This is a genomic window from Pseudomonas deceptionensis, assembly GCF_900106095.1.
GTDB lineage: Bacteria > Pseudomonadota > Gammaproteobacteria > Pseudomonadales > Pseudomonadaceae > Aquipseudomonas > Aquipseudomonas deceptionensis.
In genome coordinates this window covers 4,093,537-4,117,644 of record NZ_FNUD01000002.1, presented here as the reverse complement: position 1 = coordinate 4,117,644, position 24,108 = coordinate 4,093,537, and the positions used below count along the sequence as shown (strand labels likewise).

At 57.5% G+C, this 24,108-nt stretch carries 17 protein-coding genes and 1 pseudogene; 3 read left to right on the top strand and 15 right to left on the bottom strand.

What is annotated here, in order from left to right:
- Positions 1-64: 64 nt before the first annotated feature.
- Complete coding sequence (locus BLW11_RS18880; RefSeq protein WP_048360910.1) at positions 65-2,902, top strand: TonB-dependent receptor; 2,838 nt, start codon at positions 65-67, stop codon at positions 2,900-2,902.
- A 28-nt stretch (positions 2,903-2,930) separates the two neighbouring features.
- Here BLW11_RS18880 and BLW11_RS18875 read toward each other — a convergent pair whose 3' ends face one another.
- Positions 2,931-3,827 (bottom strand): LysR family transcriptional regulator, encoded by an 897-nt coding sequence (locus BLW11_RS18875; RefSeq protein WP_048360911.1) that lies wholly within the window; start codon positions 3,825-3,827, stop codon positions 2,931-2,933.
- A gap of 147 nt (positions 3,828-3,974) precedes the next feature.
- Between BLW11_RS18875 and BLW11_RS18870 the strand changes: the two genes are divergently transcribed.
- Positions 3,975-4,748 carry an SDR family NAD(P)-dependent oxidoreductase gene (locus BLW11_RS18870; RefSeq protein WP_048361072.1) on the top strand — a complete coding sequence of 258 codons (774 nt, stop codon included), beginning with the start codon at positions 3,975-3,977 and terminating at the stop codon, positions 4,746-4,748.
- 21 nt (positions 4,749-4,769) lie between these two features.
- Here BLW11_RS18870 and BLW11_RS18865 read toward each other — a convergent pair whose 3' ends face one another.
- The 6 genes from BLW11_RS18865 to BLW11_RS18840 form a co-directional block, all read right to left on the bottom strand.
- Positions 4,770-5,546 (bottom strand): TorF family putative porin, encoded by a 777-nt coding sequence (locus tag BLW11_RS18865; RefSeq protein ID WP_048360912.1) that lies wholly within the window; start codon positions 5,544-5,546, stop codon positions 4,770-4,772.
- Positions 5,547-5,625: 79 nt separating this feature from the next.
- Entirely contained in the window at positions 5,626-7,368 is a 1,743-nt protein-coding gene (locus tag BLW11_RS18860; RefSeq protein ID WP_048360913.1) for an amidohydrolase, read from the bottom strand.
- Positions 7,369-7,427: 59 nt separating this feature from the next.
- Positions 7,428-8,726 carry an NAD(P)/FAD-dependent oxidoreductase gene (locus BLW11_RS18855; RefSeq protein ID WP_048360914.1) on the bottom strand — a complete coding sequence of 433 codons (1,299 nt, stop codon included), beginning with the start codon at positions 8,724-8,726 and terminating at the stop codon, positions 7,428-7,430.
- A gap of 50 nt (positions 8,727-8,776) precedes the next feature.
- Positions 8,777-9,844, bottom strand: a complete 1,068-nt coding sequence (locus BLW11_RS18850) for a polyamine ABC transporter substrate-binding protein (RefSeq protein ID WP_048361073.1) — start codon at positions 9,842-9,844, stop codon at positions 8,777-8,779.
- A gap of 64 nt (positions 9,845-9,908) precedes the next feature.
- A complete protein-coding gene (locus BLW11_RS18845) occupies positions 9,909-11,267 on the bottom strand; it encodes a glutamine synthetase family protein (RefSeq protein WP_048360915.1) in 1,359 nt (452 codons plus the stop codon).
- 130 nt (positions 11,268-11,397) lie between these two features.
- On the bottom strand, positions 11,398-12,276 hold the full coding sequence (locus BLW11_RS18840) for a helix-turn-helix domain-containing protein (protein ID WP_048360916.1): 879 nt from the start codon (positions 12,274-12,276) through the stop codon (positions 11,398-11,400).
- A gap of 129 nt (positions 12,277-12,405) precedes the next feature.
- Between BLW11_RS18840 and BLW11_RS18835 the strand changes: the two genes are divergently transcribed.
- Complete coding sequence (locus BLW11_RS18835) at positions 12,406-12,786, top strand: RidA family protein (RefSeq protein ID WP_048360917.1); 381 nt, start codon at positions 12,406-12,408, stop codon at positions 12,784-12,786.
- Positions 12,787-13,951: 1,165 nt separating this feature from the next.
- Here the strand turns inward: BLW11_RS18835 and BLW11_RS18830 are convergent.
- The 8 genes and pseudogenes from BLW11_RS18830 to BLW11_RS18795 form a co-directional block, all read right to left on the bottom strand.
- Positions 13,952-14,122, bottom strand: a pseudogene (locus tag BLW11_RS18830) (IS3 family transposase); the annotation flags it as partial.
- Between the two features lie 98 nt (positions 14,123-14,220).
- Positions 14,221-14,922 (bottom strand): DUF1120 domain-containing protein, encoded by a 702-nt coding sequence (locus BLW11_RS18825; RefSeq protein WP_048360918.1) that lies wholly within the window; start codon positions 14,920-14,922, stop codon positions 14,221-14,223.
- Between the two features lie 105 nt (positions 14,923-15,027).
- Positions 15,028-15,624: a DUF1120 domain-containing protein gene (locus tag BLW11_RS18820; protein WP_139272574.1), complete on the bottom strand. Its 597-nt coding sequence runs from the start codon at positions 15,622-15,624 to the stop codon at positions 15,028-15,030.
- A gap of 12 nt (positions 15,625-15,636) precedes the next feature.
- Positions 15,637-18,066, bottom strand: a complete 2,430-nt coding sequence (locus BLW11_RS18815) for a fimbria/pilus outer membrane usher protein (RefSeq protein WP_053069566.1) — start codon at positions 18,064-18,066, stop codon at positions 15,637-15,639.
- A gap of 7 nt (positions 18,067-18,073) precedes the next feature.
- Positions 18,074-18,772 carry a fimbria/pilus chaperone family protein gene (locus BLW11_RS18810; protein WP_048360920.1) on the bottom strand — a complete coding sequence of 233 codons (699 nt, stop codon included), beginning with the start codon at positions 18,770-18,772 and terminating at the stop codon, positions 18,074-18,076.
- A 121-nt stretch (positions 18,773-18,893) separates the two neighbouring features.
- Positions 18,894-19,592, bottom strand: coding sequence for a DUF1120 domain-containing protein (locus BLW11_RS18805; protein ID WP_048360921.1), 699 nt, complete (start codon positions 19,590-19,592; stop codon positions 18,894-18,896).
- Between the two features lie 552 nt (positions 19,593-20,144).
- Entirely contained in the window at positions 20,145-20,792 is a 648-nt protein-coding gene (locus BLW11_RS18800) for a response regulator (protein ID WP_048360922.1), read from the bottom strand.
- 41 nt (positions 20,793-20,833) lie between these two features.
- Positions 20,834-24,061 carry a hybrid sensor histidine kinase/response regulator gene (locus tag BLW11_RS18795; protein ID WP_048360923.1) on the bottom strand — a complete coding sequence of 1,076 codons (3,228 nt, stop codon included), beginning with the start codon at positions 24,059-24,061 and terminating at the stop codon, positions 20,834-20,836.
- Between the last annotated feature and the right edge of the window lie 47 nt (positions 24,062-24,108).

Sequence of the window (24,108 nt, the reverse complement as noted above, 5' to 3'; positions counted from 1 at the left end):
ATCTGGCGGGGCCTTTAGGAATAACCCACCGAAACAGGTGGGTCTTCACCTCCAGGAGCCCTGCATGATTTCCCCCGCAAGTGTTTTATGCGCCCGCACCTTTGGCCTGCTTTTGCTTGGCCTGCAACCGCTTTGCAGCGCAGTCGTTTTTGCGGCTGATGAGCGTCAGCACTTCAACATCGATGCCGGCCCGCTGGATCAGGCGCTCTCGCGTTTCGGCGTGCAGGCGCGAATCAGCATGGCCGGCAGTTCGACGCTGACGGCGGGCAAGAGCAGCAAGGGTCTGCAGGGTGACTTCAGCACCGAGGCGGGGCTGACACGGCTGTTGGCGGGGACCGGTCTGAGCTATCAGCGCCGGGTGGACGGCAGCGTCGAGTTGTTTCAGGGGGGAGGGGGCGTGGTACTGCCCGCGCAGAAAGTCACGGGCGAAGACCCTGCCATCGAGCAGGTTTACTCGGCGCCCCGGTCGACTGTGTATATCTCCAGCGAAGACATGCAACGCTTTGGCGTGGTTTCGGTGGGCGATGTGCTTAAAGGCCAGCCGGGCGTGCAGGTGGGGGACAGCCGCAATGGCGGTGGCCTGGATGTGAACATCCGCGGCATTCAAGGGCAAAGCCGGGTGGCGGTGACGGTCGACGGTTCGCAGCAGGCGCTGGATGTCTATCGAGGTTATGCCGGTACTCAGCAGCGCAGCTACATCGACCCTGACCTGATCAGTGATATCACCATCGACAAGGGGCCGAGCCTCACATCGAGCGCTATCGGCGGCACAGTCAAAATGCGCACCCTCGGCGTGGACGACATTTTGCGCGATGGCAAAACGGTCGGCCTGCGCTTGAAGGGCGATGTGTGGAACAACGGTGTGGCTCCCGCCTCTCGCGACGGCCACTCCGCCACCGAAAGACTGTACTCGGAGCCACACAGGGACCGTGGTGGCCTGTTCGGTTCCGAAGCGCAGTCCGGCAGCGCCGCGTTCGCCTATACCCATGACTACTTCGATGTGGTGGCGGCGTATGCGCATCGCAATCAGGGCAACTATTTCGCCGGCAAAAAAGGCCAGGACCGCTACCGCACTTATGACCGCTATGGCCGTGAAGACATGACCGTCGCCACCACCTACAACCCCGGTGAAGAAGTGCTCAACTCATCGGCAGAGACCGACTCGTACCTGATCAAAACCACCATACGCCCGGCAGACGACCATACGCTGGATCTGGGCTACCGCCGATACGACGGCCATATTGGCGAAATCATGCCATCGGACATTTTCCGTTTCGGCACCGGGGGCATCTACCAGTACCCGCTGGGCCACACCAAAATCGATACCTACACGGCCCGCTACAACTACCTGCCAAGCGGCAACCCGTTAGTGGACCTGACAGCCAACCTGTGGATGACGGATGCCCAAACCAGCAATTTGACCTCGGTGCTGGCGCCGGTTTCGCAGGCCTATCGCTCGGACCGCAACTGGACCCGCCAGGCCGACCGGCGCATTGGCGGCGACCTGGCCAATACCTCACGGTTCGAGACGGACCACGGCGATCTGAAGCTGGATGTGGGCGGGTCGTTCCAGGTCGAGGAGTTGCGCCCGCAAAAAGGTGTGGTCACCAACCAGGATGACATCAACGCCAACCGCAGCCTGCGCGATGGTTCCAGGCAGGAATTCAGCCTGCACGGCAAGCTGGAGTTCCAGCCCCTCGACCGCCTCACGCTGTGGGGTGGCGGTCGTTATACCTACTACCGTACCAAGGATCACGTTGCTCACTCGACGGCGTTGAGAGAGGAGCGCGAGTTGAGGTACCTGAGGGTCTTCAGCCCGCAAACCTACGGCAACATGATGTGGTTCCCGGATCAGAACGGTCAGTACACCGATGCCACGGACCCTCGGCTGAATAACGGTATCGTCTTCAACAACACCAATTTCCCTTTCGAGGGCACGCGCTACAGCGACTTTGGTGCCACCGAGTCGACGGTGTATCCGTCTCAGACAGGCGAGGTGGTCAGCGGTTATGAGTATTCCGGCAAACAAAGCGACAGCGGTGGTGCATTTGCTCCTGCCATCGGTTTCAACGTTGAGCTGGCGCCGGACACGTTCTTTTATGCGTCTTACACCCAGGGCCTGCGCATGCCCTCACTGTTCGAAACCAGCCAGGGCGTCTTGCAGACCATGCCCGGCAAGGGTCTGAAACCGGAGCGCTCAAGCAACTGGGAGATCGGTGCCAGCACCCTGCAAAAAAGCCTGCTGGTGGACAACGACTCGGCGGCCATCAAGGTTGCCTACTTCAACAACACCATCAAGAACTACATCACCCGCTATTACGATCCCAGCCCGGGGCTGATGGGCCTGATGCAGTTCAGCAATACCGACAGCTTCAAAACCAGCGGTCTGGAGTTGCAGTCACGCTATGACGCGGGCCGCGTGTTCGCTGATTTCTCATCCACTTACTACCTCAAGACCGAGACCTGCGATGCGACCTTCGCCGCGCGTTTGCGTGCCAGCTCCAACCCCTATCAGGATTTGAGCAAAACACCGAACTGTACGCCGGGCAGTTTTATGGGCTCTTACTCCAACACGCAAAACCCGCCACGCTTCGCGGCGAACCTGACCACGGGCCTGCGCTTTTTTGATCAGACGCTGACAGTCGGAGGGCGAGCAACCTATACCTCGGGTCCAACCGTCAAGGCCGACAATGAATGGCAAACCGGCGCCACTACGCCGCAATTGGTCTATCACCAGGTAGCGCTTTTTGATCTGTTCCTCAACTACAAGTTGAAGGATCACACCACCCTGAACGTGTCCTTGCAGAACCTGACCGACCGTTATTACCTGGACCCGCTGGCACAGAGTTTTATGCCCGCTCCGGGGCGCACGCTGCGCATGGGGTTGCAGACCAAATTCTAGCCGGCGTGGTAGAGGCCCCTGGCGGTCATCATGTTCCCTCAGATGGCTCCGGCAGCAACTCGCTCATCAAGCTGAACACCGTACTTTTCACTGCGCTGTTCAAATCCGTCCACGCCAGGCCTGTGGTTGCGCGGTAGTCCCCCAGCTCCAGCGGCCTGGAGATGACGTTGGCGGGCAGCGCGCGCCCCGCATTGGCCGGTAGCAAGCCCACGCCTAAACCGGCCGAAACCAGTGCGAGCATGGTGGTGAACTCGCCCAGCTCGGAGGCAATTTCCAGCTGTACGCCCTGGCGCGTAAGTGCCTGCATCAGTTCATCGTAAAAGCCGGGTGCATAGCGCCTGGCCAGGATGAATACCGGCAGTTGGGCGAGTGCTGTCGGGTGCAGGGTGTCACATGCGCCCAGCGGGTGGTCGCCGGGCAGGGCAATGATGAAGGTTTCCCGCAGCACCTCGCGGGTCTGGATGCCCGGGATGGTGGCCGGCAAGCGCATCAGCCCGAAGTCGAGCTGGCCGCTCTTGAGGGCCGCGGCCTGGTCCGGGCCCGGCATGTCCTTGAGCTCCAGTTCTATGCGCGGGAATCGCTCATGCAGCGCGCGGATCAGCGTGGGCAGCAGGTGCGGCAGTACCGAGGACACAAAGCCCAGGCGCACACGGCCGATTTCCCCGCGCCCGCAAGCCTTGGCCACGTCCGCCGCATGGGCCGCCTGGTTCAGGGTTGCGCGTGCCTGTGGCAAGAAGACGGTGCCCACTTCGGTCAATGTGACCGAGTGCCGGTTACGCTCGAAAAGGCGCACCCCCAGCTCCTCTTCCAGCATCTTTATTTGCATGCTCAGGGCCGGTTGTACGATGGACAACCGTTGCGCCGCACGGCCGAAGTGCAGCTCCTCGGCCAGGGTCACAAATGATCGCAGGTGTTTTATTTCCATTGGGTGCTCCCGGTATGCACGGCGCCATTGCGCTGATCACGGTAAATGATCACAAGATCATGAATGACGATTGGACGCTATCCATCACCTGAGGTGAAGTGGCTGCAAGGCCTTCAAAATAATAAATGGCCGTTTGTGGAGAGCAGCATGTCATTCAATATCAACAGCTTCCAGCTTAATGGCCGCAGGGCCCTGATCACAGGTTCAGGCAAGGGCATCGGGCTTGAACTGGCCCGAGGTTTGGGAGCCGCTGGCGCCATCGTGGTGATCAATGATCGCAATAGGGAAAAAGCCCAGGCCGTTGCCGCGCAATTGCGTGAGGAGGGCATCAGCGCTGAAACCGCGGTCTTTGACGTCACCGACCGCGCACAGCTGTTTGCGGCGATCAATACCTTTGAGGCCAGCAGCGGGCCCATCGAGATCCTGGTCAATAACGCCGGCATCCAGCGTCGCGCACCCCTGGAGGATTACGAGGCCAACGACTGGCACGAGCTGATGCGGGTCAATCTGGACGGTGTGTTCCATGTGTCCCAGGCTGTGGCGCGGCACATGATTGCCCGTGGTCGCGGCAAAATCATCAATATCTGCTCGGTGCAGAGTGAGCTGGCCCGCCCCTCGATCGCCCCTTATGCGGCGTCCAAGGGCGCGGTAAAGATGCTCACCAAGGGCATGTGCGCCGAATGGGCGTGCCACGGGATCCAGGCCAACGGCCTGGCCCCGGGTTATTTTGCAACCGAGATGAATCGAGCCCTGGTAGACGATCAGGCGTTTTCCCAATGGCTGTGCAAGCGTACGCCCGCAGGGCGCTGGGGGAAGGTGGAAGAGCTGTGTGGCGCAGCGGTGTTCCTTGCTTCGCCCGCGTCGGACTTTATCAACGGGCAAACGATCTTTGTGGACGGGGGGCTGACCAGCGTGGTTTGACCCCTGCCACCGGCCAGGTCATCAGAACGTCTTGCTGGCGCTGGCCACCAGGGTTGCACCGCACAGGTCGTCGTAGCCGGTAAAGCTCGTGCACTCGTCCTTCGAGAGGTCGGTATCGATATAGCTCAGCGCCCACTTGATACCGATCAGCTCACGGCTGAGCTTGATCTCCCAGTCGTAGTAGTCGGCGCGGCCCTTGCCGCTCTCGGTGAAGAATACGTCGTCCTTGTAATCGACATATTCATAGCGCATTTCCAGCCCGATCTCGGCGGGCAGCACGGTGTGGTAACCCATAAAAATCGAGGACAAATCCTCGTCTTTTTTGCCTTCGTGGAACTCGCCGTTTTCATCCTCGTAGTCCGGGCCTTTCATGTTGCTGACATATTTGGCCCCAAGTAAAACGCCGTATGCATCAAGGGTGGTCTGGATGTCGCTTTGGTTGTACCCGCTTTCACGCGGAAATTCGTAGCGGGTGTAGAAGGTGTCCAGGCTGATGTTGTCGTTGATTTGCCAGAAGTAGCCGGCGAAGTACTCGATCTCCTGACGTGTTTTTGAGTCATGCCCAAAGTCGACATTCGAGGTCCAGAGGCCGGCATACAAACCGCTGGCGTGGTTGAGGGTAATTGCCAGCTGTGCGGCCGGGTCGCCCAGGGTTTGCGAGATGCCGCTGGCCCGGTAGTCACTGACCAGCGTGGGGGTAATCACCAGCTCGAATTCGTCGTTGAGCGGGAGTGCCTGGGCGCTGAGCAGGGGTGTCAGGGCAAGGCCGGTGAGCATGAAAACAGACAATGCGTTCATATCAAGTCTCTTGTTTTTATAAGGCGCTATGAGCAATGCGTTTTGACGGGCCCCCTGCGGGTGAGGGGGCCGGGTGGAATCAGGCGTCGGGGCCGTAGACCTGCTTGCCGGCGAAGAAGGTCTTCAGGACTTTGGTGTCCGACAAGGCCTCCTCATCCACGTTGAACACGTCCCGGTCGAGGATGATCAGGTCGGCCTGCTTGCCGGGTGCCAGAGAGCCGATCTGTGCGTCCAGCCCGATGGTTTTCGCGGCATTGCTGGTGTAGGCATAGAGCATGGTCTGGCGATCAACGCTTTCCTTGGCATTGAGCACGCCCAGCGGCCCTTTGCGGGTGGCTGCCTGGGCGATGGCATTCCACGGGTTGGGGCTCGACACCGGCCAGTCGCTGGCGCCTGCGATCATGGCGCCGGCGTCTTGCAGCGATTTGGCCGGGTACTGGTAGCCATAGGCAAATGCACTGATATAAGGCTTCACCAGATCGACGGTGTAGCTTTCTTCAGTGGCCCACAGCAGCTGCATGGAGGCGATGACCCCCAGTTGCGCAAAGCGCGGGAATTCCTTGGGGTTGACCAGTTGCAGGTGGCTGATGCTGTGGGTGACTGGCGCGGGGCTGAGCTTGCGTGCGTATTCAAAACCGTTGAGGGACTCGCGCACCGCGCGGTCGCCGACGGCGTGCATGTGCACGATCCAGCCGCGCTTTTCGGCCGCGACCACCAGCTCGCCAAAGTGCTCGGGGTCGATCAGCAATTCGCCGTTTTTATTGTTGTTCTTGTACGGCACGATGACCGCAGCCGTTTGCCCCGGGTATTCCAGAATGCCGTCGGCAAACACTTTGATTCCGGGGAAGGTCAGGTTGGGCACGCCCTCGAACTGCTTCATCACCTTGGCCAGGACTTCGAGGTCGGCAGGCTTGCTTTTGGAGTTGGTGAGCATCAGTGCCGCGACGTGGGCCGACAGTTCGCCATTTTCTGCCAGCTGGCGATACAGCGGCAGTACGCCAACGCTTTGCTCGGTGGCCGTGAAGTCAAACAGCGAATCGCCACCGCCCGCGTTCGAGGCTGCGTCCATCCATGCGGTCACGCCGTACTGGTTATTGACCCTGACGGCTTCACGCGCGGCCTTGAGCATCACCTGAGGGCTGGGCGCCGGAATCTGGCCGCGTACCTGGTCCCAGCGTGACTCAGCAAAAAAGCCGGTAGGGGTGAAGTCAGCCTCGTGGCCTACATAACTGAGCTCATTGGCCGGCAGGCTTTTAACCAGGGCGGCATCAATCTTTGCGCGCTTGAGCATCGCGTTGTTAGCCCAGCCGGTATGCCCGTCGATCCCGCTCAAAACCAGCGGCTGATCGGCCCAGCGGCCCTGATTGAAGATTTTGCCCAGCGCCTGTGCCTGCTCCCAGTAGGCCGAGCTGACGCCTGCAATATTGATCACGTCACCCGCCCGTGCCTTGCCCGCTTTGTCCTGTTCGATAATCCACTGCTCAAGTTCGGGTAACGGTTTTTCTTCATCCAGAAGATTCGCGCCAAGGCTGTCCAGCCCGGCGATCACGGGGTGGCTGTGGGTGTCAATCATGCCGGGCATGAGCACCTTGCCCTCCAGGTCAATACGCCGGGTTTTGGCATCGGCCAGTGCATTGACCTCGGCATCGCTGCCGACCTTGATGATCTTGCCGTTTTCGACTGCCACAGCGTTGACCAGCGCCTGCCCGGGTACGCCGGTAAACACCTTGCCATTGGTCAGTACCAGATCGGCAGCGGCCATGGCCTGCAACGAGGGCAGGGCAAACAATGCTGCCAAGACACACGGGGTAAAGCGCTTCATGTGAACGTCCTTTTTGAGTTTTTGTTGTTGGCACAATTCAAGGTGTGGGAGGGCTGATGTCAGTGACCGGCGATTTCCTTGAGTCGATACCAGAGCATGCCCAGCGCCAGTAAAGGCGAGCGCAGATGCTTGCCACCCGGGAATGTCAGGTGAGGCACACGGGAGAACAGGTCGAAGCCCTGGCTCTGCTCAAGGCTGATGGCTTGCGCAACCAGTCGTGCCGCCATATGGGTGGTGTTGATGCCATGCCCGGCGTAGGCCTGGGCATAAAACACGTTGGGGTGAGCCGGCAGGCGGCCTATCTGGGGCAGCCTGTTGGCGCCGATGCCGATCATGCCGCTCCACTGAAAGTCGATGCGCTTGCCCGCCAGCTGCGGGAATACATCGAGCATTTTGGGGCGCATATAGCCGGCGATATCCTTGGGCGTGCGCCCGGAGTAGTGACACGCGCCGCCAAACAGCAAGCGCCGGTCGGCCGACAAACGATAGTAATCAAGGCCGACACGTTGATCGCACAGCGCCCGGTTTCCGGGGATCAGGCTGTGTGCCAGGTCCTCGCTCAAGGGCTCGGTGGCAATCACGTAGCTACCCGCGGCCAGCACCTTGCCGCTGAGGGCCGGTTCCAGATCACCGAGGTGGGCGTTACCGGCGAGCACCAGGGTCTTGGCATGCACCACGCCATTGGCCGTGTGTACGCGAACCTGGCTGCCATAGTCGATCCGTAGCGCCGCGCTGTTCTCGTAGATCCGAACCCCCAGTTGCTGAGCGACTTTGGCTTCGCCCAGGGCCAGGTTGAGCGGGTGCAAATGCCCCGAACCTTCATCGATCAGCCCGCCGAGGTAGCGATCCGAAGCGACAACACGATGCATGTCAGCGCGCTCAACCAGTTCGACCTTGTGCCGATACCCCAGTTTTTGCAGAGACGCCTGCTCGGCAATCAGGTTTTCAACGTGGCGCGGGGTGTTGGCCAGTTCGCAGAAGCCCCAGCGCAAATCGCAGGCAATGCCGTGCTTTTCTACGCGCTGGCGCACCAGGTCCACCGCGTCCAGGCCCAATCGTTCGAGGACCTTGACGCCTTCGTGGCCGATGGTTTTTTCGTGGGCATCGAGGTCGTGACCAACCCCGCGAATCAGTTGTCCGCCGTTGCGGCCTGTAGCGCCCCAGGCGATTTGCTGCGCCTCCAGCACAACCACCGAATGCCCGCGTTCAGCCAGCTCGATGGCGGTGTTCAAACCGGTAAAGCCCGCGCCGACGATGCAGACGTCCGCCTGCACCTGGCCTTCAAGGGGCGGGCAGTGGAGCTGCTGATTGCGCGTAGCGCTGTAATAGGTGTGCGGTACAGACATCATGGACGTCATAAAAAACTGCCTACTGAGTTGCCGGGCACCCATTCATGCCCGGCACAGGATTAACGACCGGACTTGAACTTGTTCCACGAGCGAGTCATCCAGCGCATCAGGTCAGGCGGCAACTCCGATGACACATAGAGCTTGGCCTGTACCGACTCGGGCGGATAAATCGACGGGTTTTGGGTGATGTCATCCTTCATCAAGGCCGTGGCCTGGGTGTTGGCGTTGGCGTAACCCACGTACTCGCTGATGTCGGCGATCACGTCAGGCTTGAGCAGATAGTTGATAAAGGCATGGGCCTGTTCCGGGTTCTTGGCGTCGGCCGGAATGGTCAGCATGTCGAACCACAGGTTGCCGCCTTCCTTGGGCACCACGTAGGCCACGTTGACGCCGTTGCCGGCCTCTTGCGCACGGTGGATCGCCTGGTACACGTCGCCGGAGTAGCCGAAGGCGATGCAGATGTCGCCGTTGGCCAGGTCCGTCACGTACTTGGAGGAGTGGAAGTAGCTGATGTAAGGGCGCAGCGGTTCCAGTTTTTTCTCGGCGACCTTGTAGTCCTTGAGCTCCAGGCTGCGGGGGTTAAGCCCGAGGTAGTTGAGCATCGAGGGCATGATTTCGTCTGCCGAGTCCATGAAGGCCACGCCGCAGCTTTTCAGCTTCTTGAGGTTTTCAGGCTCGAACAGCACGCTCCAGGAGTCGATTTTGTCGATACCCAGCACCTGTTTGACCTTGTCGACGTTGTAGCCAATGCCATTGGTGCCCCACAGGTAGGGCACCGCGTACTCATTGCCCGGGTCGTTGGCTTGCAGGCGGGCCAACAGGGTCGGGTCCAGGTTCTTCCAGTTGGGGATCTGGGACTTGTCGAGCTTCTGAAACACCCCGGCCTTGATCTGCCGTCCCAGAAAGTGGTTGCTGGGCACCACCACGTCATACCCGGTACGCCCGGCGAGCAGCTTGCCCTCAAGGGTTTCGTTGGAGTCGAACACGTCATACACCGGCTTGATGCCGGTGTCGCGCTGGAAGTTCACCAAGGTGTCTTCAGCGATGTAGTCCGTCCAGTTATAGATATTGACGGTCTCTTGCGCCGAGGCTTGGCCAGCCAGGGCGAAGAGGGTCGTGAACATCATTTTTTGCGCAATACGCTTCATCCGCATGTCCCTTCTGTGAGTCCATTTTGGAGTGTGTTCAGCCCTAGACGCTGAACAGCAGGAATTCGCGCTCCCAGGAGCTGATGACTTGCTTGTAGTTTTCGTGTTCGACCCGCTTGACTGCCACAAACCCTTTGGTGAAGCGCTCACCCAGGTATTTTTTGGCCATGTCCGACTGTTCCATGCATTCCAGCGCAGCCTCCAGCGTCAGCGGCAAGCGCAGGTTGCGGCGCTCATAGCCACGGCCAACCACCGCCGCGCTCGGCTCAATGCCTTCGACCATGCCGGCGTAACCGCACAGCAGGCTGGCGGCGAGGGCCAGATACGGGTTGGCATCGGCCCCGGCCAGGCGGTTTTCGACGCGGCGGTTTTGTGGGTCCGAGTCCGGTACGCGCAGGCCAACGGTGCGGTTTTCTTCGCCCCACTCGACGTTTACCGGCGCGGAGGTGTCGGGCAGGAAGCGCCGGAACGAGTTCACGTTGGGGGCGAACAGCGGCAGGGTTTCGGGAATGTACTTTTGCAGGCCGCCGATGTGGTGCATGAACAGTTCGCTCATGCTGCCATCGGGGTTGGAAAACACCGACTCGCCGGTTTCCAGGTCCACCACGCTCTGGTGTACATGCATCGCGCTGCCCGGCTCGCCGGTCATGGGCTTGGCCATGAAGGTCGCGCTGACGTCATGCTTGAGCGCCGCTTCGCGCATCGTGCGCTTGAAAATAATGATCTGGTCGGCCAGGGACAGCGCCGCGCCGTGACGGAAGTTGATCTCCATCTGCGCCGTGCCTTCTTCGTGGATCAAGGTGTCCAGATCCAGCCCCTGGGCTTCGCTCCAGTCGTACATGTCTTCAAACAGCGGGTCGAATTCGTTGGTCGCTTCGATGGAGTAAGACTGGCGCCCGGTTTCCTGACGGCCGGAACGGCCCACCGGCGGTTTCAACGGGTAGTCAGGATCAGGGCTGCGCTGGGTCAGGTAGAACTCCATTTCCGGCGCGACGATCGGCTTCCAGCCGCGTGCGGTGTACAGGCTCAAGACCTTCTTGAGCAGGTTGCGTGGCGACAACTCAATGGCATTGCCCTGCTTGTCGTAGGTGTCGTGAATCACTTGCGCGGTTGGCTCCGTGGCCCATGGCACGATAAACACGGCGTCCTGATCCGGGCGGCAGTGCATGTCGATATCCGCCGCGTCCAGCAGCTCGTAGTAGATATCGTCTTCGACGTAGTCACCGGTGACGGTCTGCAACAAGACACTCTCGGGCAGGCGCATGCCTTGCTCGTTGAGGAATTTGTTGGTGGGAGAGATTTTGCCCCGGGCGATGCCGCTCAGATCAGAGATCAGGCACTCGACTTCAGTGATTTTGTTTTCTTTGAGCCAGTGGCTCAGTCGATCCAGATTGCCTTTCATAACGCCTCTTGCAGGGAAATGCCCGAGCGCCCCCTGGCTGCCCGGTTCCGTGTTGCAAGGTCATAGTGCAATCCTGAGGTGGCGGGCTTCTATCCGATTTGCGCTTTAATGCGCGCCCTGTTTTGGTGCGCTAGCGGGGGCGCAACAAGGTGCTGCTGGGCAGTTCGCCGAACAGTGCGCGGTAGGTTTCCGAGAACCTGCCCAGGTGCCAGAACGACCAGCGCATGGCGATTTCTGCCACGGTGGTTTCGGCGGCAGACATGCGCAACAAGTCGCGGCGGGCGAAGTTCAGACGGCGCAAACGTTGCCATTGGCTGGGCGAGACGCCGGTAAAGGACGTGAAGCTGTGTTGCAACTGGCGCACGGACACCCCGGCGGCATTGGCCAGTTGCAGTACGTTGAAGTGTTCTTGCGGGGCGGTCATGACCAGATCGAATACGCGCTGGATCAGGCGGCGGTCATGGGCCAGGTGTTTTTGCTGGCTGTGATCGAGGGTCTGGCGCGGGCAGTCGAGGATATACAGGCAGTCGTCGACCAGTTGCTGGGCCAGATTTTCGTCGGGCAGTGGCGAGTCATCGACGGCCAGTTGCTGCAGGGTGCTGCTGAGCCAGCGGCCAAAAATCCGGCTTTGCTGGGACACCAGCGGCGTGAGGAACAGACCGTCGAGGTTGCTCAGGTTTTCCAGTTGCTTGAGGTAGCGGGGGCCGATGACGACCGAGACTTCCTTGTAGTTTTCCGGGGTGATCCAGGTGTTCTGGGTTTCTTCGTTGAGCAGGTAGAGCGAACCGTTTTGCGTGTCAAAACTGAACACCAGCGAGGCAGCGGGCGCATGGAAATGCTGCTCGATGCGGGTGTTCATCTGCTCCTCAAACACCTCTAGGCCATTGAGTTGCAGGTGCACCACCTTGCCCTGGAAATACCCTGCCGACATTTGCTGGTAGTGTTCCTGCCAGCCTGCAATCACCAGTTGCTGATCCACGTCCGCAGTGTTGTGGGATTGAATCTGCATGGTTTGCTTCCTTTTGCAGGGTGTTTTTTATAATTATTGTTTCAGCGCACCCTAGCAGCGTGAAAAAAACCGCGCAAGGCACGCGCTGAGATTGGAGAATGTGTTTTTTACTTCAACCAAGAGACTCACATGAGCAATCACGACATAACGTTTGTTCCGGATCCTGATGCTGAATCCATCTCGTCGGATGTGGCTGGTTTCGGCGGCATATTGGTCTCCACGCAGATCCCGACCCGTGCTGACGGCAGCCTTGAGCTGGGCGGGATTGTCGAGCAGAGCGAATGCACCCTACAGGCGCTCAAGGTAGCGCTGGAGAAGGCGGGCAGCTCGATGGACCGGGTGTTGCATCTGACTATTTATCTGACTGACATGGCCGATCGTGCGGCGTTTAACGAGGTGTACAAGCGGTTTTTCGCCAAGCCGTGGCCGGTGCGTGCGGCGGTGGGTGTGGCCTCGTTGGCGGTTGAAGGGATGCGGGTAGAAGTGACCGCGATGGCTGCGAAGGGTTGATAACCGGCATATTGATTTCGCACTTGCAGCGATAAAGCGGTTTCGACTTTCGGGCGGCAATCACTGCCCGTAGCCGCTGACGAGCCATGCGCAGCAGTCGTAAAGTCAGCTTCCACAGTTAATCAGGCAAACCGCGTGTACTGGTTTTGCGACCGCTACGCGATCGAACGCAGCCTCGTTCTACTCGTCAGCGGCTACAGAGCGGATTACGACGCGAGACAGGCGACGAATCTGTAGCCGCTGACGAGCTCCGCGAGGCTGCGTCCGGCTGCGTAGCAGTCGTAAAGTCGGCTTCCACAGTTAATCAGGCGAACCGCGTGTACCGGTTTTGCGACCGCTACGCGATCGAACGCAGCCTCGTTCTACTCGTCAGCGGCTACAGAGCGGATTACGACGCGAGACAGGCGACGAATCTGTAGCCGCTGACGAGCTCCGCGAGGCTGCGTCCGGCTGCGCAGCAGTCGTAAAGTCGGCTTCCACAGTTAATCAGGCAAACCGCGAGTACCGGTTTTGCGACCGCTACGCGATCGAACGCAGCCTCGTTCTACTCGTCAGCGGCTACAGAGCGGATTACGACGCGAGACAGGCGACGAATTTGTAGCCGCTGACGAGCTCCGCGAGGCTGCGTCCGGCTGCGCAGCAGTCGTAAAGTCAGCTTCCACAGTTAATCAGGCAAACCGCGTGTACCGGTTTTGCGACCGCTACGCGATCGAACGCAGCCTCGTTCTACTCGTCAGCGGCTACAGAGCGGATTACGACGCGAGACAGGCGACGAATCTGTAGCCGCTGACGAGCTCCGCGAGGCTGCGATCGGCTGCGCAGCAGTCGTAAAGTCAGCTTCCACGGTTAATCAGGCAAACCGCGTGTACCGGTTTTGCGACCGCTTCGTCGCAGTGGCGCACCATCGCGATCGCAGCCTCGCTCTACTCGTCAGCGGCTACAGAGCGGAGTAGACGTCAACCCCGATTCAGTGCTGGGTTGGAAGGAGTCGCATGCAAGGTGTTCAGCAAAGTAAAGATAAGGCCGGGTTATCTGAAAACTATCCCCGATAACGCTGTCATCCCCCCTCAGAAAAACTCACGTCCAGCTCAATCTACACCCCTTACTTGAAGATATTGGACTCGAGACAATAGGTGATCAAATCCTGGTCGCTGACCACTCCTAATCCGTGCAGGTGAGTGAGAATCAATGGGCTGGAATCATGGTCAACACCAGAATGCGCGTAACGCCGCTGAGCTTCTTCATAACCCCACTCGCTTTTTTCAACCTGGTCTACGACCGATAATTTAAAGGCTAACGTGTAGTCGCGCTGACTGCGCCTTGTACCCGAATCCATTGAATCCTCCTGAGGAAAGGTCAGAAGGTGTAAACCTTATTCAGGGCGAGACAGTAGAGTTAAAAAAGCCCCGTAGAAACTGCAAGGTTCCAAGGAAATTACAGGTACACCAGTTCTATGGTTGTCAGACCGTCCAATGCCACCGGTTTACTCAGGTCCAACTCGGAAGTTTTGTTGATGTAGGCCTGCACTGCCAACTTACCCGACAAGGTTTCGAAAGCGATCGGCAGCGTGGTTCCCTTTTTACTCCATGAGTTCATCAGGTTATCCCAAAGGTTCTTCCCCAGAATCCCCGATGGGCTGGGTCCCCAACCTGCGCCGTTGGTGCTGCTGCGAATACTGTCGACATCCACACCATCAGCCTGCACAGTGCCTGGTTTGATGGCCACAGCATAACCGCCGATCTTGTGCGTACCGTCAAACCCCAAGCCTCCAGCCACCGCAGCGTCGTCATTGAGCAGCCGGACCCCAGGGGTACCAAAGCCGCCGGGACCTTCGGGTGCTCCAGCCAGAGACCCTGGGCGGCCATTGACCGCTTTCAGGGCAATTTTTGCCGGTGCATTACAGGTGATGGCGAAATCCAACTGTTTCTCGGTCAGTATTGTGTATGCATCAGTGCTCAGGGTATTTGGCTTTATCGCACCATAATCTACGGAGCCTCCACCTGACAGCATCGGAGTGCAAGCCACTGGAACTTGAGTACTGATAATGCGCACATTAATGCTTTCTGCCTGGATAGGCATAGAGCAGGTAGCCAGCACGGCCAGCAGACACAAGGTTTTTTGAACATCGCCCAACATTGGCATCTTTCCTTTTTCACGGCCTCAGGCGCTATTTCCGCCAGAGCGTTGTTATCTTTGTTTGGCTGGCGCTCACCACAAAACGGTATGCCCTGGCCGGGAAATTTAATCCATCAAATCCAGATCCAGGCTGGACTCAGTGATCTGACGGGCTGAAATCCGAGCGTCGCTTTCTGGCATAACCGGCTCAAGCTGAATGCGGGCGGTGAAGGTTTTTCCTTTGGCCGGTTGGCCGTTATGCATGGCGACAATGCCGTTGCCTGGCTGCAGCGACATGCTGGTTTCAGCAGCACCGCTCACCCTGCCATCCGCCGTGGTGGTCGCTACAGGAATGTTCTGGCCATCCAATTGCGCATCCAACAGCCGCATTGTCACGTTGCCCCGGTCGCCATAACGCAGATTGCCGTTGCTGGCCCTGTCGCCACGCAACATCACGCGCATCGTTTGGCTGTAGGGGCACACCACGCTCACCATCAGCATACGTTTGCCAGGGCTGACCTGTTGACCACCGCCGACATCCTGTAGCTGCCAGCGTGAGTGGCTGCCATAGTCAATTACTGCTGCGCTTGCCGACAGGTGGCAGCGCATGTCGGACGGTAATATCGTTCCGATATTTGGCCCCATGTCATTCCCAACAGCTATTGCCTGCGCCATTGGACTAAATGCCAGCATCATTGCCAGCGCGGTGAAGAAGGATTTCAAGGTGTTCTCCTGTCAGCGGCAGACTGCGCTGGCTGTTTCATAAAGGCCGCTCATGTCTGTTTTTACCGGCAGAGAGAGTGAGAATGAGCAAATCGTGGCGCCAGAGGTTTGTACTTCCAGCGTGTCGCTGGTGCTGGCGTCTGGAATAAATACGCTACCCTGATTACCAACTACGGTGACAAAGTTGCCAGCCGCATCGAATACGCTGGCACCGTGCGGTAACGGTTTATCCTGCGCATCTCTCACGTCAACCAACACTCGCCGCGTGCGTACCACGTCAAAATTGACGTAGCTCACTGAACCGCGTGCCGCCTCAGTCTCTTGCCAGGCATTACCGATATCGACGTTTTTGGCCAGACTGCGGGTATCAACCTGGATCGCCGAACGCCTGTAACCATTTAATGAAGGCAAGACGGCATAACCTTTCCCATCGGTCCAGGTGGGGCCTGCCGGGGTCTCCACGCGAACGCCCACTTCGTCACCGACTTTAGCCACCCCAAAGGTATCGCCGACGCGATAGGGTGAGAGGGTCACGCCGCCATCATGAGCCACGATGCCACCAGAGGCCCGCGCCGACCAGCTGGAGTTGCTGTCTGAGTCATGGCTCAGGCTGGCGTTAAGCTGGCTGAACGGCGTGGTCATATCCACCGTTCCCGTGTTGGCGGTACGGCGATTCTGGATGTCCCGGTCACTCGACAGACTCCAGCCGCGATCCTGGCTGGTGCGATCGCTGTAACGCACACCCCCACGGCTGCCTTTGCTTGCGCTGTTAAGGTAGCTGCTGACACTGCTGCCATTGCCGAAGGGAATATTGACCGTCAGGTAAAAGCGATTATCGGCCTCGCTATCGCGGGTGCCGGTGTCATGTTCCAGGCTGGCACCGACGTAGGCACGGCCAAACTGTTTGCTCCAGCCGCCACGCAGATAGTTGGTTGCGTCGCCTTCAAAAGTCATACTGCGCGCAGCGGACAACGAGAAGCTACCCAGGCTTTCGTCAGACCAACTGGCGCCGCCGCCGTACTGACTGCGAATGCGGCTAGTCTCGTCGATCTGCTCTTCTTGCAATGCATCGCTCAGCTCGCGGTAGCCAGAAGTTTGCTGTCTGGCATTAACGTTCAACCCAATACGCTCGGTGGCCTGATGGTTCAAGGTGGTGACGACCGAAACCCCGTTGTTGCCGTGTTTGTCGTCCTGGGCCGCCGTGGTCTGCAGTGATAGCAACGTGGAATCAAACAGCTGGCTATCCGCACCGACCGCTGCGGCGCGATAAGGTGTTGAACCCAGCAAACCGGCATTGAGCGTCGTGTATGGATTTAGTGCCCAGCCGTTGGCGATTGTGCCTAATACCGGGGATTCGCTACTCCCTTGCTGATCCAGCTTACCGACGCCGAAAGACAAGCCCGGAGCAACGGCGGAGCCATTGAGCAAGAATGCTGAAGCCGGAACGCGAAACTGACGACGCTCCCCATCACTACCGGTGAGCGTGACATCCAGATCGGAGCGGGTGTTGAGCAAGGATAACCCTTGCAAACGGAATGGCCCGGCAGGGACTGTGGTGCTGTAAACCAACACCCCAGACTGGCGAACTTCCACCACCGACTGACTGTCGGCAATGCCTTCAACCAATCCGGCACCGCCGCGGTTACCCGTCAGCGCCGCCTCAGGGAGTAGTTGCATACCTAGAACCTGGCCAGTGCCGAACATCGAGTTAGACAAGCTGATTTGCCCGGCCTGTAGCACCTTTTTAAGGGCGGTAAAGCTGCGCTGCGCATAGGCTGCTTGATGCTGCATCGACGTATCACCGTCAAACCGCGTATAGGTCTGGCGACTACGCACAATCCAGTCGCTAAGGTTGAACCCGGCTTCACTACCCAGTTGTGTAAAATTCAGACCTGTGCTGCCGTCCGAATCCATATATTGCGCATCGTAGTTGAGCATGCTGGCAAAGCCGCCATGGTTCCAGTTACCGCTTTCGGTACCGTATAAGGCGACCGCCTGCTGTGGTACCACCAGATCGATCCGTTCTTGGCCCGGATTGAGGTTCAGTTCGGCTTGCGGCCAGGCACTTTTCAGGTCAAAGCAGGCCGCATCTTCCCTAAAGCCGGGCGGTGACAACAACCCAGCCTGCCGTTGAAAGTCTTTGTCCGCGCACAGTTGACCATCATGATCAAAGCGAACTTTGGCCCTGCCTCGGGCACTACCGTTCACCGTTAATGCCACTGTCGACTCACCCGGCATAAAACGCGGTGCCTGGCGAAACCATTCCGCAACTTTTGTATCGACACCGCGCGCCTGCATGGCCTGGATATCGAACTCGACATCGCCAGCGGCTGCCAGAGCTGATAATGGTTGTGTGCTCAAGGCGGTCAATAGCGCCAAAGAAAGCACTGAGCGTGCTGGTCTAGTGTTGACGGCCGAGTGGGATTGATTTGGCACCGTCATCCTCACGTCAGTGGCTCAGTGGCGCGTCATAGGTGTTGACGGTGTAACCCCAGGTAGTCGCTGGAGAAATGCGTACCTGTTGGGCCTCCCCCGGATTTGTATTGTCATCCGGCTTGATGGTCAGCGTTTGGCCCGGTAATACGTAGGTATTCGGCAGAGTCCAGTTGGTGTTGTCTGGCAGCGTTTGTATACCCTGCCCAAGACGTACCACGTAAGGTGACGGATTGCTGACGGTGATGCTGCCGCCGATCTGCTTCCAGGCTAGGCGTTTCCAGGGTGACAAGTCTTTTTCCAATCCAGCAGGGCGGATAATCACCGGGAGGTTTTGGCGCATGGTGACGCGCACTTCATTTTTACCTTTTTGCTGCGGCGGCACGCCCTCAAAGGTGACACGTTTGAGACGTTCGGTTTTCAGCGGTTCTTTGTTAGTTATGATAAAGCGAACACGTTGAGAATTGCCGGGTTCGACGCGCGCAGTCGGTGGCGTAATAGTCAGCAGGTTTTCACCGTCGTCTTCGATATTTTCAAGAGTGGTTAATAACAATACCGGGAATGCATCGGTATTTTTGACATTGATAGCCCCTTCACCGTCCTCTTGCTCGACGATTACCACGGAGGTTTCCGGCACCATGCCGGTGGCCTCGGAATGGGTAGAGAACAGCAAGAGCGCGATCGCGCCTGTGTTAAATAAAGATGATAATTTCATACTGTTTTATACCAGTGCGGTGTAGGAGATACAGTGTCGTTGCTAATTATGACCAACAAGGAAAAGGGCCCCATAGGGATATGGGGCCACTATTAAATCTAGCGATCTGTTTCAGAGAGCGTTACAGATAAACCAACTCGATAGTTGTCAGGCCATCCAGTGCTACAGGCTTGGTCAGGTCCAACTCTGAAGTTTTGTTGATATAGGCTTGTACCGACAACTTGCCTGACAACGTTTCGAAAGCGACCGGCACGGTAGTGCCTGTCTTGCTCCAGGTGTTCCACAAGTTAGCCCAGGCGTTGCCGCCCAGAATACCCGCTGGGCTGGCTTCCCAGGTTGTGCCGTTGTTGCTGCTACGAATACTGTTAACATCTACGCCATCCGCCTGCACGGTGCCTGGTTTCATGGCAACGGCATAACCGCCAATTTTGTGCTGGCCGTCGAGTCCCAGACCGCCTGCTACCGCATTCGCGTCTGTTAACAGATTAACTTTGGGGACACCAAAGCCGCCTGGGCCTTCAACTGCGCCCGCCAAAGAGCCTGGACGGCCATTGATTGCTTTCAGCGCGATTTTAGCCGGTGCATCACAAACGATACCGAAGTCCAACTGCTTTTCAGCCAGTACGGTGAATGCATCTTCACTCAGGGCGTCAGGCTTGATTGCGCCGTAATCTACAGTGCCACCGCCGGTCAACATTGGTGTACAGGCTGCGGGAGAAATAGTCCCTACAACGCGCACGTCAATGCTTTCTGCCAGGACTGGCATTGATGTAGTCGCCAGAACGGCCAAGGCGCATAGGGATTTTTGAACAGTGAACATTTTAACTTTCCTATTTTACAAGTTGAATGCTATTTACTTAATAGCGTTTCAGATATGCCTGGCGATGCGTTCTTTTTATTCCCATTTTGGGTGAAAATAAAAATAGTATTCAACAGGCTGTGCAGATGAATGCAAGCACTCGGCTAGGAGTTTTGGTGTGCAGAAAAAACCGCAAATGTATCTTGAGTTAGCGGAGGCTAAAGTCGGTTGTTCCGGTAGTAGGGAATACATGTAAATATTGCTTTTGGCAATTGGCGCAACCTACCTCAATAACTATGGCGTCTTTCAATAACGGTCATCATATTTGGGCTGGCGGGAAAAGAATATAAGACGTTCCTTATTCTTATAAGGGCGACCGCAAAAGCTGGGTACAACACCTCATCCTTAGGTAAGGTGAAACCATGGCCTATACAGAAATCAGCATTGAACAACACGGGACTACTCAAGTCGGGCTACACATGGGCAGGGGCCGTTTGCGGCGGTTGTGCACGTACGTATCGCGGGGCAGGTAGCTGCCATCTCTACCGCGACCATTGAGACCCCTGCTAAATCCTATTTAAAGATATTGGTCTCCAGGCAATAGGTGATCAAATCCTGGTCGCTGGTCACTTCCAGTTTACGCATGGCAGAAATTTTCTGAGCACTGATGGTCTTAGAGCTTCTGTTTTGCCCTCTTGCGATGTCACTGACACTTTGCCCTGAGACAAAAAGACGAAGTATTTCGTGCTCTTTGGGTGACAGAGTGGCGAAGCGCTCATTCAAGGTCAGCAGGTTATCAGTCAACGATTTAGCCGTTGCGTCAGCATTCTGGTATTCCATGCCCTGGATAACAGCGTTGAGCGCGACTTCGATTTCGTTGTGCAAATGCCTTTTTTGAATGATCCCGGCCACTCCCAGTTCGTGCAGGCGAGTGAGAATCAAGGGGCTGGATATCATGGTCAACACCAGAATGCGCACACTGGGGTAGTGACGCTTCAAATACTCCACCAGTTTCAGGCCGTCACCATAAGGTGATTTTGCCGGCATGCTGAAATCCGTGACGATAAGGTCTACAGCCTGCTTCTCCAGCAGCTGCACCAGCCCTTCAGAGCCTACCGCCTGGCCGACAACATGGAAGCGTCCGTCGCGCTCAATCAATTCAAGCAAGCCCAACAGCACAATGGGGTGATCGTCGGCGATTACAACATTAAGTTTGCGCATGGCACGTTATCCGTGAAACGTCACGAGTAGATCGAATGGCTTCATAAGTCAGGAGCCTCCAGTTTTTTTAGCAATGCAGCAATTCGTTCCAGCCAGTCGCTGACATCCTGTGCCAGTTGAGGTGTAACGCCACGTTCTCTTAGCTGGAGTTCAAGTTCACTGCAGGTATCGGCCAGGGCGTAAGACTGTACTGAGCCCAAGGCTCCGCCCATGCTGTGCAACTGATGTGCCAGTGCCATGGCATCGTTACTGTCCAGCGCAACTTGAATCATGTGCACATCTTCGTACATCGTGCTGAAGAACAGCTCGCGCATTCGGGGCGAGAGCTGGACTTGATCGATGCCGCTTGTGGGGGCCGGGGGCTGGTCAGTCGTCATGCCAGGATCAATCAGTACGCCCTTGCAGTGCTTGAGCAGTTGGGCATGCAGGGTATGCATGCTCAAGGGCTTGACCATCCAGGCGTTCATGCCGGCAGCGGCGCAGCGTTTGCCTTCTTCGCGCATGGCATTGGCAGTAATGCCGATAATGGGCAGTTCCGAGTCTTGTGCCCGCAGGGCCCTGGCCAACTCATAACCGTTGAGCACCGGCATGTTGACGTCGGTCAGTACCAGGTCGAACACGCCGGGCATCCAGAATTCAAGTGCCTGTTCACCATTGATGGCCACCACTACGAAGCATCCCAGCGCCTCCAGTTGTTCCTTGATGATTTCTCGATTGATCGGGTTGTCTTCGGCAACCAGCACGCGCAGTTGCAGCTGTTGGTTTTGTCTGGGGAGTGAGTCACTGACGGGCGTGGCGATTCCTTGCTGTGCAAAGCTCACGGCCCAGGCAATCCCCCGAATGGAATTGGCATCTGCTTCCCAGCCATTGGCACTGAACTCAGGTGGGTTGCGCCCGTCTGGCCTGGCAATAATGCGCGGGCCCGGCCAGTCGTGATGAGTGTCCGATGCCAGGATGTCTACCAGCAGTGCTGAGCGGTCAACCGACTGCATATCGTTCAGCAGCCGAGCGTGTACCCCCATTCGACTTAGCCATGCACAGATATGTTGTGCCAGCTCAGGGGCCGGTGCCCGTACATAAACGGGTACTGTCTGAGGCCCGAACTCAGGGCAGTCGGCCAGCTCTCCAGGCTCGCGTTTGAGCCTCAGTTGCAAGGAAAAACTGCTGCCCAGACCGGGTTCGCTTATCACCTCAAGTGAACCACCCATCAACTCGCACAGCCGTCGGCAAATGGACAGCCCCAGGCCTGCGCCTCCTTCACTGAAGGTAGTGCGCACTTGATAAAAAGGCTCGAACAGTTGCACTTGTTGTGCAGGGGAAATACCGATGCCCGAGTCGCTGACTTGCCATTCCAGAGTGCTGTATTCCTCGTTTTGCTCCAGTGTGCGGACCCACAAAACTACCTGGCCGCTGTCGGTGAACTTGATGGCATTGCTGAGCAGATTATTGAGAATCTGACGGATGCGCACCGGGTCACCCCGTACCCTGGCGGGTATCTGGGCATCAATGCAGGCATAGAGTTGCAAGCCTTTGTTCAGGGCAAAGGCACTGTAGGTGCTCATCGTTTCTTCGGTTATATCCAGGGGGCAAAAGTCCTGGCTGTCGATGGTCATCTGTCCCGCTTCAATCTTGGAGACATCCAGAACATCGCTGATTAGCTGGAACAAGGTCGACGATGAGCGCTGGATGGTGTGCAGATACTCCTGCTGACGCGGTTGCAGAGCCGTGAGTTCCAGCAGTTCCAGCGTGCCCAATACGCCATAGAGGGGGGTGCGGATTTCATGACTCATGGTTGCCAGAAAACGACTTTTGGCTTTGTTGGCCGAGTCTGCAGCCTGGCGCGCGTGCTCAAGGATGGTCGCATCTTCAATATGGTTAGTCACATCGTGGAAGGCACAAAGCCAGGCGTCCTCACCGTGGTAGCGGGTAAAAACAACACCCACCTGTAAATGGCGACCGTCAATCTCCAGCTCGGTTTTACCGTGAGCAGACAGCTCATGGTGCTTCTCGAGAGCAGCAACAAGCTTTGCCGAGCTGCGCGATTGCTGGGCGAGCTGGTTTTCAAGCAATACCTTGTGATCGCTGCACCTCACCACACATAGACCGGTAGGTGCACTTTCAATAACTGTCTGACTGAAAGCCTCACGCTCGGCAATATCGTCGTGAGCTTGTCGCGCGGGCACGATGACCCGTTTTTTGTACCACCGGCTGAACGCCCAGCCGCAACCCAGTCCCGCCAGCAACAGCGCGAGCAGGCCCAGTAAAGCCCACAAGGCATAGTCCAGAAAGGTTGTAAAACTGATGATGTAAATGCCGGTCCAGGGCTTTGGCTCAGCACTGCTGATCTGAAATACGAGGCCCTCGCTATTAAGGTTCAGCCCGTCATGCAGCGCCAGTTCCGGCTTGGGCGCGCCAATCACTGTCTCGCCAGTGGGAGCGATCAGGATGAAATGGTCATAGATCGACCGCTGCGTGATTCGCTCGACATTGTTGACCTGAGCCAGATTCAGCAACGAAGCAACCACGACCCTTGGACTGGCACCGGAAATATGCAGTTGCGTGGAGGGCAGATCAATATCGACATAGCTCAGCATGTTTGGGGCGCTGCCACTACCGGGCCTGCCGATATAGGGCAGCCAATGCACAGAGTTGGCTTCTCCCTGCGCAGTGTTTGCGGTTCTGGACGCCAGAATCTGCTGTATGACAAAGGCTGACTCACCTACCTGCGTATGGGCCACACCGCGCAGCCGTCCGTGGGCCGGGACGCTGAGCTCAAAATTGTCCGGGACATTGAACACGTAAATTTGCGGTGACTGATAGTGCGAGGCGGACCAATACGCGCTGTAATAGTTGGCCAGATGGGCGCCCAATTCAGTGATTTTGCTGTTCTGCAGGGCAGGGATGGTGGTCGGGTTGATTCTTACACTGAACGGCAGAGAGAACGAATACTCTCGCCCCACATAGACGTTGTCACCCTGCGCAGGTGCCGGGTCGTGCAGGTTTATCGGTGCATGCAGTTTTTCCAGCAGCCTGCCCTTGGTGCTTTCCCTGGATACGGTGTTGAGAAAAGACTCGTGCTCACGAATGCTTTCCATCAGCCGGGCAAAGTGAAAACCCACATTCTCGCGTTGCTCGTCAAGCATGCGCTGCACGCCCCAATAGCTGACTCCAATCAACAGCAATGCGAGTGCGAGTAGAACGGTAAGCCCTTTGTTAAGGCGCAGTGAGCTCTTGGTCAACTTATCAAGGAGGGTGTTACGCGCAGTCATCTTGAAGCCCTGAACAAAGCGATTCGTACAAAAGAGTTAACCTTCAA